We start from the raw sequence: 12,396 nt of genomic DNA, 5'->3' as shown, positions 1-12,396 counted from the left end.
CCCGGTGGCTGTCGGCCCGGGGGCGGCCGGCTCGGCGTGTTTGCCGCGGCGTCCCGGGGTTCAGCTACCCCTATGTGGTGGGCCCTCCCGGCCTCGGGGCCGGCACCGACATGAGCGCCGCCTTCCGTGCCGAACAGCAGGCCTCCGCCCGCGACACCGCCGCGGCGCCGGCCGCCTCTGCCCGACGGGAGCAGGCCCGGCGCCGCAGGCGCCCCCAGCCGGGCCTGATCGACCCCGGATACCGCTACGAATACCTGGACCACGATCCGGTCGCGGACGACGCGGACTTCACCGCGGCGACGGCCTCGGGGCGGGGCGCGGGACGCATCGGGTTCGCCGGCACCGCCCGCCAGGCCGGCACCGCGCCGGCCGGCCTGACCACACTCGCCGGCGCCGCGGCGGACGCGGACCCGGGCCTGCCCCTGCTGCCGAGCAGCTGGAGCCAACCGACCGAAGAAGGACCAACGGGGCAGGTAGAGGGCACGTAACGGGCGCCGCCGACGCTCACGGCGGTTTGGACGGCCTCCGTTCTGGCTACCAAGCTTCTAGCTCAACGTTAGAGTGGGGGCAGAGCAATGGAGGGAGTCCGTAAATGATGAAGCGCTCGTGGGCCAAACTGGCCGTGACCGTCGGCGGTCTGGCATTGGCGTCGACCGCTGGGGCGGGGGTCGCATCGGCCAGCCCCGATTACGGTCCGATGATCAACACCACCTGTAGCTATGACCAGGCGATGCGGGCGGTGCACGCGGAGAACCCGATGGCCGCGCAGTACCTCGACCAGTCGCCGCCCAACCAGCAGTTCTTGCAGCAGTACCTGGCGTCGTCGCCGGATCAGCGGGTGAACCTGCTGCACGCGATCGAGCACAACCAGGGGGCCCAGCAGGCCCTGCCGATTTTCCAGCAAATGATGACGGACTGCACCCGGTACTAAACGTGCCTCCGGCTCGGGCTTCCCGACCACAGCGTTGATCGACCAGGCGGCGGGCCGCCGCGGCTAAGCGGTGCGCCCGTCGACCTGTGCTCGGCGTTTCGCCGCCCAATCCGCCATGGGGAATCCGGGCGCGTTGTTGCAGGCCGACAGCAGCAGGGCCACGTGCGTCAGCACGGCCAATCCGTAATCGCAAGTCCAGGCCGACTGGGTCATCGTCCATACCAGGACGCCATCGGACGGGGTGGCGAACCCGCTCAGCCGCATCGGCGCGGCCTCCCCCGCCGGGGCGACGCCCACGGCGTCGTGCCGGCACTGCGCGACGGCGAGGAAGCCGCTCACCACCTCGTGGTGCGGATCCAGCGCGTTGTCGTAGATGTCGACCGACTCCGCGTAGAGCGCCGGACCGCTGAACTGGTACGCCGATTCGGCGTGGTCCGATGCGCCGGCGGGTCGCAGCGGCGAACCCTTGAACAGCAGTGCCGCCGCGCATTCCGGCGGGCGGGCGCTGGTGAAGTAGGTGTCGCCCACCGGGATTGCGCCGGCCGCGCCGAACGGTGTGTCATCGCCGCTCCGCAACAGGAGGTCCTGCGCCTGCGACGGCGGGCGTTTCACCGTCGTCGTCGGCGTTGCCGCGGACGGGCCGGACGCCCGGAGCGCGTGTCCCCCCACCACGGCGTCGCACCCACCCAGTGCCAGAACGGCGACGACGGCGGCCGCGGCCACCCGCGCCTGAAGTGCCATCGGCTGATGCTACAGCGCTCAGAGCGTCTGCAGGTCCGGTCGATAGCGCGCCAGCAGCGACCGCGCGGTGTCCATGGCGGCCACCGCGCGCCCCCTGTCGACGGCCTGGATCGCCATAATCGGGATGTATTCGTCGTCGGGCAGGTCGATCCGCGCCCAGCGGTGACCCACCGGAAACGACACCCCGACGACGTCGGGCCATTCGATCAGCTTGTCGCCCAACAGGTTTCGCACCGAGACGCCGGCCGGCCCGATCCGCAGCCGCGGGCGGGCGAACAACAGCACGACACCGGCGATGACCAGCCCGAGCACCGCGATCGCCACCTGATCCGAGGTCTGAAAGACCACGCCGGTGGACCCCGCCTTGAGGAGCAGGCCCACCGCGATGTGCGCCGCCGCGATCACGAACGCCGCCCCATAGGCGAATAACGGTGTGCGGTGGGGACGCAATACGGCATCCCAGGTCTCGCGGTCCGGAGGCGACGTCACGACCGAGCGCGCAACTCACGCAGGGTCAGCGCGGTGGTGAGGGCCGCCAGAGTGGCTTGGGCCCCCTTGTCTTCGGCCGATTCCGGAAGGCCGGCCCGGTCCAGGGCCTGCTGCTCGGTGTCCGTGGTCAGCACGCCGTTGGCCACCGGTGTGGAAGTGTCCAACGACACCCGGGTCAGACCCTGGGTCACCGCATCGCAGACGTATTCGAAATGCGGTGTCTGCCCGCGGATCACGACACCCAGGGCGACGACGGCATCGTGGTTGCGGGCGAGTTCCTGCGCCACCACCGGGATCTCGATCGCGCCGATCACCCGCACCACGGTCGGGTCGTCGACGCCGGATTCCGAGGCCACCTTGCGGGCACCCGCCAGCAGTGCGTCGCAGATCTCGCCGTGCCAGGTGCTCGCGACCAGGGCCAGTCGCAGGCCGGACGCATCGAGCGGCGGAACCTCCGGAACCCCCTCGGCAGGACTCACAAAGCACCGCCGAATTCGCCTGGCAGATGGACGGATTCGTGAAAGTCGTCCAGCCCGGCCAGGTCGTGGCCCATCTTGTCCCGCTTGGTCATCAGGTATCGGATGTTCTCCGCGTTGGCGCGCACCGGCAGCGGCACCCGCTCGATGATGTGCAGGCCGTAGCCGTCCAGCCCGACCCGCTTGGCCGGGTTATTGGTCAGCAGCCGCATCGAGCGCACCCCGAGGTCGACCAGGATCTGCGCGCCGATCCCGTAATCCCTTGCGTCGGCGGGCAATCCCAGCTTGAGGTTGGCGTCCACCGTGTCCTCACCGGCGTCCTGCAGCTGATAGGCCTGCAGCTTGTGCATCAGCCCGATGCCGCGGCCCTCGTGGCCACGCATGTAGAGCACGATCCCGCGGCCCTCGCGGGCGACCATCGCCATCGCGGCGTCCAGCTGCGGCCCACAATCGCAGCGGCGCGAACCGAACACGTCACCGGTCAGGCATTCGGAGTGCACCCGCACCAGCACGTCGTCGCCGTCGAAGTCCGGCCCGGAGATGTCCCCGCGCACCAGCGCGACATGTTCGACCTCTTCGTAGATGCTGGCGTACCCGATGGCACGAAACTCGCCGTGCCGGGTCGGTATCCGCGCCTCGGCGATCCGGGCGATGTGCTTTTCGTGTTTGCGTCGCCACTCGATCAGGTCCGCGATGGTGATCATGGCGAGGTCGTGTTCGTCGGCGAAGACCCGCAGTTCGTCGGTCTGCGCCATCGAGCCTTCGTCCTTCTGGCTGACGATCTCGCAGATGGCGCCGGCCGGCTGGAGACCGGCCAGCCGGGCCAGGTCGACGGCCGCCTCGGTATGGCCCGGACGGCGCAATACGCCACCGTCCTTGGCGCGCAACGGAACCACGTGGCCTGGCCGCGTGAAATCGTCGGCGACGCTGGCGGGATCGGCGAGCAGGCGCATCGTGGTGGCGCGGTCCGACGCCGAAATCCCGGTGCCCACACCCCGTCTGGCGTCGACGGTGACGGTGTAGGCGGTGCCGTGCTTGTCCTGGTTCACCGCGTACATCGGCAGCAGTCCCAGCCGGTCGCAGATCTCGCCGTCCAGCGGCACACACAGATATCCCGAGGTGTAGCGCACCATGAAGGCCACCATCTCCGGCGTCGCCTTCTCGGCGGCGAAGATCAGATCGCCCTCGTTCTCGCGGTCCTCGTCGTCGATGACGATGACGGCCTTGCCGGCCGCAATGTCGGCAACCGCCCTTTCGACGGAGTCCAACCTCGTCATCGTCGCTACCTTGCCGTTCCCGCTGTCCGGCGGGAACACTGTCGAAACGGCTCACACGAGAAGCCCACGTGTTGCATTCAGTATGAACCACGGCGGCCGGGCGGTTATTGCCGCGGTTTGGTCAGCGGGACGGCCCCGGATCGCGTTGCGCCGCCGCGCCCGCCGGACGGCACCGACGGTCTGACCAGTTCCGATGACGCGCACCCGTCCCCTCGTGACTGGCCGTGCGACGACACCCCGGCGCACGACCGCACGAGGCCGCCCCGCCGCAGGGCGCGCAATCGTCGCCGGGATCACAGTTTCGCTGTCGAGAGGAATCCGGCACCGGTCCCGCGGCTGACGAACGTGTCGCCGCGGAAGACGCAATCGCGCGACAGCGGCGCGAGGCCGCCTGGCAAACAGAATATTTGCGCCAAAGAATGGCGTGGCCACACGGCAATATCGTCACCAGGTGTCATAAAGATCCCTATGAAAAGGCTATTTACCCGAGAATACTTTGCACCAGATTAGCGTCGGCTGTGCGGGATATTTGACACGAGCAAACTCAATATCGAGTTTCGCACCCATTAACGCGGGGAAATACCACCGGATGAACACCAACACATCAACACGACCGTGGGTCCGCCTGTGTACCGGCGCGCTCGCGGCCGGCGGCCTGGCCATGTCCGCGCTGGGGCTGTCAACGGGCACCGCCGCGGCGGCGCCTCCTCCTCCGCCCACGTATCACCACCACTGGTGCCCGGGCGATCAGTGGGACCCGGGCTGGGGCCCGTATCAGAACTGGAACAACTGCCGCGACTGGGACGACAACTATGGCGGCCCGGGCGGTCCGGCCGGCTACGGGGTCCGCCCTGGGCGGGGCCGCCGCCACCGCCACCGCCCTGGGCACCGTGGGCCCAGATCATGTGGGATCCCGGCATGAACCATTGGGGTTACTGGGAAGGCCCCATCTGGCACCCCGTGTAATCAGCTGATCCCGAAACAGGCCGCTGCTGATGCGGCCATCAGGTCTCGCCTTCGGCGGGAGAGTCGCGTTCTTCGGCCAGGTGGCGTAAGACCCGTTCGTTGAGGGCGGCGAGCATGTCGAGCTCAGCCGGGGTGAGCAGGTCGATGAAGTTCCGGCGGACGTCCTCCACGTGCCTCGGCGCCGCCCGCTCGATGGCCGCGCGGCCGGCCGGCAGCAGACAGACCATGGTGCTGCGGGCATCGTCGGGGTTGGGCTGGCGACAGATCAGCCCGTCCTGTTGCATGCGCCGCACTTGGTGGGAGACGCGGCTCTTCTCCCAGCCCAGCGCGTTGCACAGCTCGTGGGCGGGGAGGCGGTCCCCATCGTGTTCCGAGAGCACCGCCAGGATTTGATAGTCGGCGCCGGACAGACCCGATTCCTGCAGGCCTCGGTTCAGGTGCACGCTGAGCTGATGATTCGCGTGCTGGAAGGCCCGCCAGGCGCGGTCTTCGCGGGGGTTCAACCAGTTCGGTGCCATCAGGCAACCATGCTACCCCATTTGGTTGACGCGTCACCATTCTCGGCCTAAGGTGGACGCGTCAACCTTTTCCATTATCAGGCAGGACGGACACCTCATGAGCAGCATCAGCATCATCGGCACCGGGAACATGGCACGTGCCATCGGCGCGCTGGCGGTAGCGGGCGGCAACACCGTCGAGGTCATCGGGCGCAATCAGTCCAAGGCCGCCGAGCTGGCCAAGGCTCTCGGCGGCAGCGCCACGACGGGAGAGTTCGGCGCCGTCCCCGACGGGGACATCGTCATCGTTTCCGTGTTGTACGCCAACGTCGTTCCGGTCGTCGCGCAGTACGGAGACGCCCTCGCGGGCAAGGTCATCGTCGACATCAGCAACCCCTTCAATGCCGCCGCCGACGGACTGGCCATCCCCGAGGACACGTCGATCGCGCAGGAAGTTGCCAAGGCGGCCCCGGCGAGCGCCAGCGTGCTGAAGGCGTTCAACACCATCTTCGGTGTCGTCCTGGATCAGGGCCGGCCGCTCGACGTCTTCATTGCCGGCGACGACGCGCGCGCCAAGGCGCGCCTGGCGGAGTTCATCGAGAGCCTCAAGCTGCGTCCGCTGGACGTCGGCGGCCTGAACATGGCGCACTGGCTCGAAGCAACGGGGCTGGTCATGATGGGTCTGGCCCGCCACGGGGTGGGCAACTTCGACTTCGCCCTCGGCGTGAACCCTGCCGCCTGAGCGGCGCCGCCGCCGGTCCCGGGCCGTGAACGAACGGCGGCGTCCTGCGCCCACACAATGGTTGATGGATCACCGAAAGGATTGAGCGATGAAGTTGGGTTTCGCACTGCCCATCGTCGGGCCCGCGATCAGCAGCGCCGCCGGACTGAGCGCGTTCTGCCGCGGGCTCGAGGGCCTCGGCTACGACACGCTGTGGGTCGGCGATCGACTGGTCACGCCGGTCGATATGCACAGCACCTATCCGGGCAAAGAGCAGCCCTACCCGCCGCAGATGACCCGATACCTCGATCCGGTCCTGCTGTGGACGGTCGCCGCGACGGCGACCAGCCGGGTGCGGCTGAACGCCAGCACGCTCAGCACGTTCTACTACGAGCCGGTGCACCTCGCGCGGCTGCTGACCACGCTCGACGTGCTCAGTGACGGTCGCCTCGACGTAGGCGTCGGAATCGGGTGGATGAAGGACGAACACGACATCGCCCGCGGCGCGGACTGGAGCCGGCGCGGGCGGATGCTCGATGACCTGCTGGCGTTCCTGCACGAGTGGTGGACGACCACCCCGGTGTCCTGGGAGAGCGAGTTCTTCTCGCTGCCGCCGGTCCATGCCGACCTGCGCCCCGTCCAGCCCGGCGGTCCGCCCATCTGGATCGGCGGCGTGAGCGAGGCCGCGATGCGCCGGGTCGGACGCAGCGGCACCGGCTGGCTCGGGGTCGAGGGGCTGCAGGACGAGGTCACCGACCATTTGTGGTCGATTGCGCGTCGCGCGGCGAAGGACGCCGGCCGCGATCCGGACGCGCTGAAGACGGCCATGCGGATCAACCTCGAACCGGGCACGTCCATCGACTCTGTTGCCGACAGGCTCGAGCGCCTCGCCGGGTCGGGCGCTGATGAGGCGATCGTGGACGCCTTCGCGATGGTCCCCACCCTGGACCAGATGCTGGACTTCGCCGGCCAGGTCATCGCCCGATGGAATGATCGTGGGAAAGCGCAGCGGCCGGGATGAGTCCAGTTCTTTTCGGAACTGCAATCGCCTAGCGGGTCATCAACCGTTCGACGTATTTGGCGATGACGTCGACTTCCAGGTTCACCGGCGTCCCGACCGGCGCACGGCCCAGCGTGGTCAGCTCCCGGGTGGTGGGAATCAGCGAGACCTCAAACCAGTCCCGGGGCTCGCCGCCCAGCCCGGACACCGTCAACGAAATCCCGTCGACGGTGATCGAGCCCTTCTCCACGACGTAGCGGGCCACCTCGGCGGGCATCTCGATCCGCACCACTTCCCAGTGCTCGGACGGGGTGCGGGCGACGATGCGCCCGGTCCCGTCGACGTGGCCCTGCACGATGTGCCCGCCCAGCCGGCTGTTGACGGCCGCGGCGCGCTCCAGGTTCACCCGGCTGCCGACCTGCAGCTCACCCAAGTTGGATCGGTTGAGCGATTCGGCCATCACGTCGGCGGTGAACTGACCGCCGGGCAACAGCTCGGCGACGGTCAGGCACACGCCGTTGACCGCGATCGAATCGCCGTGGCCCGCGTCGGCGGTCACGACGGCGCCGCGGATGGTCAGCCGCGCCGCGTCGGACAGGACGTCACGAGCCGTCACCTCGCCGAGTTCCTCGACAATCCCGGTAAACATCCTCCTAGGCTAATTGGCCGTCTCTCAGGCGGATGAGCAGGGCAAACACCGGCGGCTGGGCGACACCGGGACCCCGCGTTCATCAGGGCAGTCACCGGCACCCTCTACGATGCACAGTATGCAGACCCGCCGCCGTCTATCGGCCGTCATCGCATCCCTGACCCTCGCCACCGCCTTGATCGCCGGCTGCTCGTCGGGCTCAAAGCAGAGCGGCGCACCGCTTCCCGACGCCACGAGCCTGGTCAAGCAGTCGGCCGACGCCACCAAGAATGTGAAGAGCGCGCACATCGCGCTGAGCATCCAGGGCAAGATCCAGGGGCTACCCATCAAGACGCTGACCGGTGACCTCACCACGGCCCCGGCCACCGCCGCGCAGGGTAACGCCACGATCACCCTGGGTGGGTCCGACATCGACGCCAACTTCGTGGTGCTCGACGGAACCCTGTACGCCACCCTGACCCCGAACAAGTGGAGCGACTTCGGCAAGGCCGCCGACGTCTATGACGTCTCGGTGCTGCTCAACCCCGACAGCGGGCTGGGCAACGCGCTGGCCAACTTCAGCAACGCCAAGGCCGAGGGCCGCGACAACGTCAACGGGCAGAACACGATCCGCATCAGCGGAAACGTCTCGGCGGACGCGGTGAACAAGATCGTGCCGCAGTTCAACGCGACACAGCCGGTGCCGAGCACGGTGTGGATCCAGGAGTCCGGTGACCACCAGCTGGTCCAGGCCAACCTGCAAAAGAGCTCGGGCAACTCCGCCCAGATCACCCTGTCGAACTGGGGTGAGCAGGTTCAGGTCTCCAAGCCCCCGGTGAGCTCGTGACCGCTGAGACCGAAGCCCCGACCGGGCACCAGACCGGACGCCGCGTAGCGATCAGCGCGGGCAGCCTGGCAGTCCTGCTGGGCGCCCTGGACGCCTATGTCGTCGTGACGATCATGCGCGACATCATGACCGACGTTCACATCCCGATTAACCAGCTGCAGCGCATCACCTGGATCATCACGATGTACCTGCTGGGCTACATCGCCGCCATGCCGCTGCTGGGCCGGGCCTCCGACCGGTTCGGGCGCAAGCTGGTGCTGCAGGTCAGCCTGGCGCTGTTCATCGTGGGCTCGGTGGTCACCGCGCTGGCCGGTCACTGGGGAGACTTCCACCTGCTGATCGGCGGCCGCACCATCCAGGGCGTGGCCAGCGGCGCGCTGCTGCCGGTCACCCTGGCCCTGGGCGCCGACCTGTGGGCGCAGCGCAACCGCGCCGGCGTGCTGGGCGGCATCGGCGCCGCGCAGGAACTCGGCAGCGTGCTGGGCCCGCTGTACGGGATCTTCATCGTCTTCCTGTTTCACGACTGGCGCTACGTGTTCTGGATCAACGTCCCCCTGACGCTGATCGCGATGGTGATGATCCAGTTCAGCCTGCCGTCGCACGAGCGGGTGGAGGAGCCCGAAAAGGTCGACCTGGTCGGCGGCGTGCTGCTGGCCGTCGCCCTGGGCCTCGCCGTGATCGGCCTGTACAACCCGCAACCCGACGGCAAGCAGATCCTGCCCAGCTACGGGTTACCCCTGGTCATCGGCGCGGCCGTGGTCGCGGTGCTGTTCCTGCTGTGGGAGCGCTTCGCGCGCACCCGGCTGATCGAGCCGGCGGGCGTGCACTTTCGCCCGTTCCTGGCCGCGCTGGGCGCCTCGCTGTTCGCCGGCGCCGCGCTGATGGTGACGCTGGTGGACGTGGAGCTGTTCGGTCAGGGCGTACTGGGCCAAACCCAGACCCAGGCCGCCGGCTTGCTGCTGTGGTTCCTGATCGCGCTGCCGATCGGTGCGGTGCTCGGCGGATGGATCGCCACCCGGGTCGGTGACCGGATCATGACCTTCGTCGGGCTGCTCATCGCCGCGTACGGCTACTGGCTGATTCACTTCTGGCGCCAGGACGTCATGAGCCAGAAGCACAACGTCTTCGGGGTGTTCAGCGTGCCCGTGCTGCACGCCGACCTGCTGGTCGCCGGGGTGGGCCTCGGCCTGGTGATCGGGCCGCTGACCTCCGCCGCGCTCCGCGTTGTGCCGTCCGCCCAGCATGGCATCGCCTCGGCGGCCGTGGTGGTGGCCCGCATGACGGGCATGCTGATCGGTGTCGCCGCGCTCAGCGCGTGGGGCCTGTACCGGTTCAACCAGATCGTGGCGGGCCTGACGGCCGCGATCCCGCCCAACGCCACGTTGCTGGAGCGCATCGCCGCCCAGGGGACCATGTACCTCAAGGCCTTCGCCCAGATGTACGGCGACATCTTCTTGGCCACCGTCGCGATCTGCATCGCCGGAGCGCTGCTGGGTCTGCTGATCGGCGGCCGCAAGGAGCACGCCGATGAGCCGGAAATCGTTGAGCCGCAAGCGGTCTCGTTGGGTGAGCGCTAGCCGCTGCGTGGCACCAGGCTGAGCACCACGTCCGGCCCCACCCGGTCGATGCCATCGAAATGCCAGCGCAGCGCCCGCGCGATCGTGGTCACGCCCACGTCGTCGACCGCGGTGACGGGACCACCCAGCAGGGTCGGCGCGACGTAGGCCAGGATCCGGTTGACCACCCCGGCCCGCAGGAACGCACCCGCCAGGGTGGGGCCGCCTTCCAAGAGGACGTCGGTGCGGTCCGCCACCGCCTTGAGCACCTCCATGGGGTCGTGCGTGCGGATCAGCATGGTCCGTGAATCGTCGTTGAGAACCTTTGCCTCCGACGGTATTTCACGCATGCCCACGACCACCCGCAGCGGTTGGCGGTCGGCCAGTGAGCCGTCGGGCAGCCGGGCGGTCAAGGCCGGGTCGTCGGCCAGCACGGTGCCGGTGCCCACCACGATCGCGTCGGCGGCCGCGCGGCGACGATGCAGATCCAGCCGCGAGGCCTCGCTGGAAATCCACTGACTGGAGCCGTCGGCAGCGGCGCTGCGGCCGTCGACGCTGCTGGCGTACTTCCAGGTCAGGTGCGGCAGCCCGGTGCGTTGCTTGTGCAGCCACTCGCGCAGCGGGCCGCCGGCCACCTCGTCGGCCAGCACCCCGCAGCGCACCGTCACGCCCGCCTCCTCGAGCCGGGCCGCCCCGCCGGCGGCCTCCGGGTTCGGGTCGGCGACGGCATACACCACGGTGGCGACCTTCGCGTCCAGCAGGGCGTTCACGCAGGGCGGGGTTCTGCCGTAGTGGTTGCACGGCTCGAGGGTGACGACGGCGGTGCCACCGGCCGCCAGGTCGCCGGCCCGGCGCAGCGCCAGGATCTCGGCGTGATCGCCACCGGCGGGCTCGGTGGCCCCGACGCCGACGACCTCACCGCCGGCGTCCAAGATGACCGCCCCCACGGGCGGGTTCGGATACGTGGTCCCCTTGACGTGATTGGACTGGTCGATCGCCAAACGCATTGCGGCGTCAAGGCCGTCGCCCGTCGGCACGGTCATCGACGCAGATGCGGGGACGCGCCGGCGGCCTGTCGCCGCAACGCGTCTATCGCGGCCTCCGGATCCTCGGCGCCATACACCGCCGACCCGGCGACGAAGCAATCGACGCCGGCTTCGGCGGCCTGCTCGATGGTGTCCGCGTTGATGCCGCCGTCGATTTCGACGAGGATCGTCAGCTCCCCCGCCTCGATGAGCTTGCGGGCGGTGCGCACCTTGCTCAGCACCTCGGGGATGAAGCTCTGGCCACCGAATCCGGGCTCCACCGACATGATCAGCAGGGTGTCGAACTGCGGCAGGATCTCGAGGTAGGGCTCCAGCGGGGTCCCCGGCTTCACGCTGATCCCCGCCTTGGCGCCGGCGGCGCGGATGTCGCGGGCCACGCCGACCGGATTGTGGGTGGCCTCGGCGTGGAACGTGACGTTGTACGCGCCCGCCTCGGCATACGGAGGCGCCCAGCGATCCGGATCCTCGATCATCAGGTGGCAGTCCATCGGGATGGTGGTGGCGGCCAGCAGGCTCTCGACCACCGGCAGCCCGAGGGTCAGGTTCGGCACGAAGTGGTTGTCCATCACGTCCACGTGCAACCAGTCGGCGCCGGTCACGGCGGCGGCTTCGTCGGCGAGCCGGGAGAAGTCAGCGGACAGGATCGATGGCGCGATCAGAGGTCCCGCGATGTTGCGAGGCATGAGCGCCAGACTACTGAGCCGCGCGCCCCCCTTCACATCCGGCGGGCCCCGCTACCCCGCCTCGCGGCGCAGCGCGGCCGCGGCGGGGTCTCTGTGTCGCGCCCCGCTACCCCGCCTCGCGGCGCAGCGCGGCCGCGAACATCGCATCCGTGCCGTGGCGGTGGGGCCAGAGCTGGACGTGCGGCCCGTCCCCCAGGTCGGCTCCCCTGTCCAAGGGCTCGAACAACGGCCGGGTGTCCAGCGCGCTCACCGGGTGGCGGCGCAGCGCGTCGGCGACCACGCCGACGGTCTCGGCCAGGTGCGGCGAGCAGGTGGCGTAGAGCACCACGCCGCCGGGGCGGGTCAGCGCGATCGCGGCGCCCAGCAGCTCGCGCTGCAGCTTGGTCAGCGTCGGCACGTCGGCGGGCTGACGCCGCCACCGCGCCTCCGGGCGGCGGCGCAGCGCCCCCAGCCCGGTGCAGGGGGCGTCGACGAGCACCCGGTCGAAGGTCGGCTCCAGATCGGTGTGCCGCCCGTCGACCCGCAGCACGTCGACCGG

Annotated in this window: 13 protein-coding genes and 2 pseudogenes; 6 read left to right on the top strand and 9 right to left on the bottom strand. The window is 69.3% G+C overall.

What is annotated here, in order from left to right; all coding sequences use genetic code 11:
- A pseudogene (locus tag DQP57_RS24840) lies at positions 1 to 488 on the top strand (PPE family protein); the annotation flags it as partial.
- A 104-nt stretch (positions 489 to 592) separates the two neighbouring features.
- The gene (locus DQP57_RS24835) at positions 593 to 931 is read left to right on the top strand and encodes a hemophore-related protein (protein WP_008258171.1); all 339 of its coding nucleotides are present in this window, start codon (positions 593 to 595) and stop codon (positions 929 to 931) included.
- Positions 932 to 994: 63 nt separating this feature from the next.
- Here the strand turns inward: DQP57_RS24835 and DQP57_RS24830 are convergent, their stop codons facing one another.
- The 5 genes from DQP57_RS24830 to DQP57_RS24805 form a co-directional block, all read right to left on the bottom strand.
- A complete protein-coding gene (locus DQP57_RS24830) occupies positions 995 to 1,672 on the bottom strand; it encodes a hypothetical protein (RefSeq protein ID WP_112635357.1) in 678 nt (225 codons plus the stop codon).
- A gap of 18 nt (positions 1,673 to 1,690) precedes the next feature.
- Entirely contained in the window at positions 1,691 to 2,161 is a 471-nt protein-coding gene (locus DQP57_RS24825) for a PH domain-containing protein (RefSeq protein WP_112635355.1), read from the bottom strand.
- Positions 2,158 to 2,640 carry a 6,7-dimethyl-8-ribityllumazine synthase gene (gene ribH, locus DQP57_RS24820; RefSeq protein ID WP_112635353.1) on the bottom strand — a complete coding sequence of 161 codons (483 nt, stop codon included), beginning with the start codon at positions 2,638 to 2,640 and terminating at the stop codon, positions 2,158 to 2,160. The genes DQP57_RS24825 and ribH overlap by 4 nt, the downstream gene beginning before the upstream one ends.
- On the bottom strand, positions 2,637 to 3,914 hold the full coding sequence (locus tag DQP57_RS24815) for a bifunctional 3,4-dihydroxy-2-butanone-4-phosphate synthase/GTP cyclohydrolase II (RefSeq protein ID WP_112635363.1): 1,278 nt from the start codon (positions 3,912 to 3,914) through the stop codon (positions 2,637 to 2,639). The genes ribH and DQP57_RS24815 overlap by 4 nt, the downstream gene beginning before the upstream one ends.
- A 1,004-nt stretch (positions 3,915 to 4,918) precedes the next feature.
- On the bottom strand, positions 4,919 to 5,398 hold the full coding sequence (locus tag DQP57_RS24805; protein WP_112635351.1) for a MarR family winged helix-turn-helix transcriptional regulator: 480 nt from the start codon (positions 5,396 to 5,398) through the stop codon (positions 4,919 to 4,921).
- 97 nt (positions 5,399 to 5,495) lie between these two features.
- On the opposite strand from DQP57_RS24805, the gene DQP57_RS24800 reads away from it, so the two are divergent.
- Both DQP57_RS24800 and DQP57_RS24795 read left to right on the top strand, forming a co-directional pair.
- Positions 5,496 to 6,119: an NADPH-dependent F420 reductase gene (locus DQP57_RS24800; protein ID WP_112635349.1), complete on the top strand. Its 624-nt coding sequence runs from the start codon at positions 5,496 to 5,498 to the stop codon at positions 6,117 to 6,119.
- A gap of 88 nt (positions 6,120 to 6,207) precedes the next feature.
- Complete coding sequence (locus tag DQP57_RS24795; RefSeq protein WP_112635348.1) at positions 6,208 to 7,119, top strand: TIGR03619 family F420-dependent LLM class oxidoreductase; 912 nt, start codon at positions 6,208 to 6,210, stop codon at positions 7,117 to 7,119.
- A 28-nt stretch (positions 7,120 to 7,147) separates the two neighbouring features.
- Here the strand turns inward: DQP57_RS24795 and DQP57_RS24790 are convergent, their stop codons facing one another.
- Entirely contained in the window at positions 7,148 to 7,747 is a 600-nt protein-coding gene (locus DQP57_RS24790; protein ID WP_112635346.1) for a riboflavin synthase, read from the bottom strand.
- A 118-nt stretch (positions 7,748 to 7,865) separates the two neighbouring features.
- Here DQP57_RS24790 and DQP57_RS24785 point away from each other — a divergent pair, with 118 nt between their 5' ends.
- Positions 7,866 to 8,573, top strand: coding sequence for an LppX_LprAFG lipoprotein (locus DQP57_RS24785; protein WP_112635344.1), 708 nt, complete (start codon positions 7,866 to 7,868; stop codon positions 8,571 to 8,573).
- A complete protein-coding gene (locus DQP57_RS24780) occupies positions 8,570 to 10,150 on the top strand; it encodes an MFS transporter (RefSeq protein ID WP_112635342.1) in 1,581 nt (526 codons plus the stop codon). Before DQP57_RS24785 ends, DQP57_RS24780 begins: the two co-directional genes overlap by 4 nt.
- Here the strand turns inward: DQP57_RS24780 and ribD are convergent.
- The 3 genes and pseudogenes from ribD to DQP57_RS24765 all read right to left on the bottom strand — a co-directional run.
- Entirely contained in the window at positions 10,147 to 11,172 is a 1,026-nt protein-coding gene (gene ribD / locus DQP57_RS24775) for a bifunctional diaminohydroxyphosphoribosylaminopyrimidine deaminase/5-amino-6-(5-phosphoribosylamino)uracil reductase RibD (protein ID WP_112635340.1), read from the bottom strand. The genes DQP57_RS24780 and ribD overlap by 4 nt on opposite strands.
- The gene (gene rpe / locus DQP57_RS24770) at positions 11,169 to 11,858 is read right to left on the bottom strand and encodes a ribulose-phosphate 3-epimerase (protein ID WP_430920152.1); all 690 of its coding nucleotides are present in this window, start codon (positions 11,856 to 11,858) and stop codon (positions 11,169 to 11,171) included. Before rpe ends, ribD begins: the two co-directional genes overlap by 4 nt.
- A 106-nt stretch (positions 11,859 to 11,964) precedes the next feature.
- Positions 11,965 to 12,396: pseudogene (locus DQP57_RS24765) on the bottom strand (rRNA cytosine-C5-methyltransferase); the annotation flags it as partial.

This window comes from Mycobacterium colombiense (assembly GCF_003284935.1).
GTDB classification, from domain to species: Bacteria; Actinomycetota; Actinomycetes; order Mycobacteriales; family Mycobacteriaceae; genus Mycobacterium; species Mycobacterium arosiense_A.
Note: the sequence above shows the minus strand (reverse complement) of the source record. Positions and strands in the feature narration are given on the sequence as shown.

Excerpts from the sequence above, each read along its gene's own strand:
- DQP57_RS24835 (WP_008258171.1), top strand. The coding sequence starts at position 593 with ATGATGAAGCGCTCGTGGGCCAAACTGGCCGTGACCGTCGGCGGTCTG.
- DQP57_RS24830 (WP_112635357.1), bottom strand. The coding sequence starts at position 1,672 with ATGGCACTTCAGGCGCGGGTGGCCGCGGCCGCCGTCGTCGCCGTTCTG.
- DQP57_RS24815 (WP_112635363.1), bottom strand. The coding sequence starts at position 3,914 with ATGACGAGGTTGGACTCCGTCGAAAGGGCGGTTGCCGACATTGCGGCC.
- DQP57_RS24805 (WP_112635351.1), bottom strand. The coding sequence starts at position 5,398 with ATGGCACCGAACTGGTTGAACCCCCGCGAAGACCGCGCCTGGCGGGCC.
- DQP57_RS24800 (WP_112635349.1), top strand. The coding sequence starts at position 5,496 with ATGAGCAGCATCAGCATCATCGGCACCGGGAACATGGCACGTGCCATC.
- DQP57_RS24795 (WP_112635348.1), top strand. The coding sequence starts at position 6,208 with ATGAAGTTGGGTTTCGCACTGCCCATCGTCGGGCCCGCGATCAGCAGC.
- DQP57_RS24790 (WP_112635346.1), bottom strand. The coding sequence starts at position 7,747 with ATGTTTACCGGGATTGTCGAGGAACTCGGCGAGGTGACGGCTCGTGAC.
- DQP57_RS24785 (WP_112635344.1), top strand. The coding sequence starts at position 7,866 with ATGCAGACCCGCCGCCGTCTATCGGCCGTCATCGCATCCCTGACCCTC.
- ribD (WP_112635340.1), bottom strand. The coding sequence starts at position 11,172 with ATGACCGTGCCGACGGGCGACGGCCTTGACGCCGCAATGCGTTTGGCG.
- rpe (WP_430920152.1), bottom strand. The coding sequence starts at position 11,858 with ATGCCTCGCAACATCGCGGGACCTCTGATCGCGCCATCGATCCTGTCC.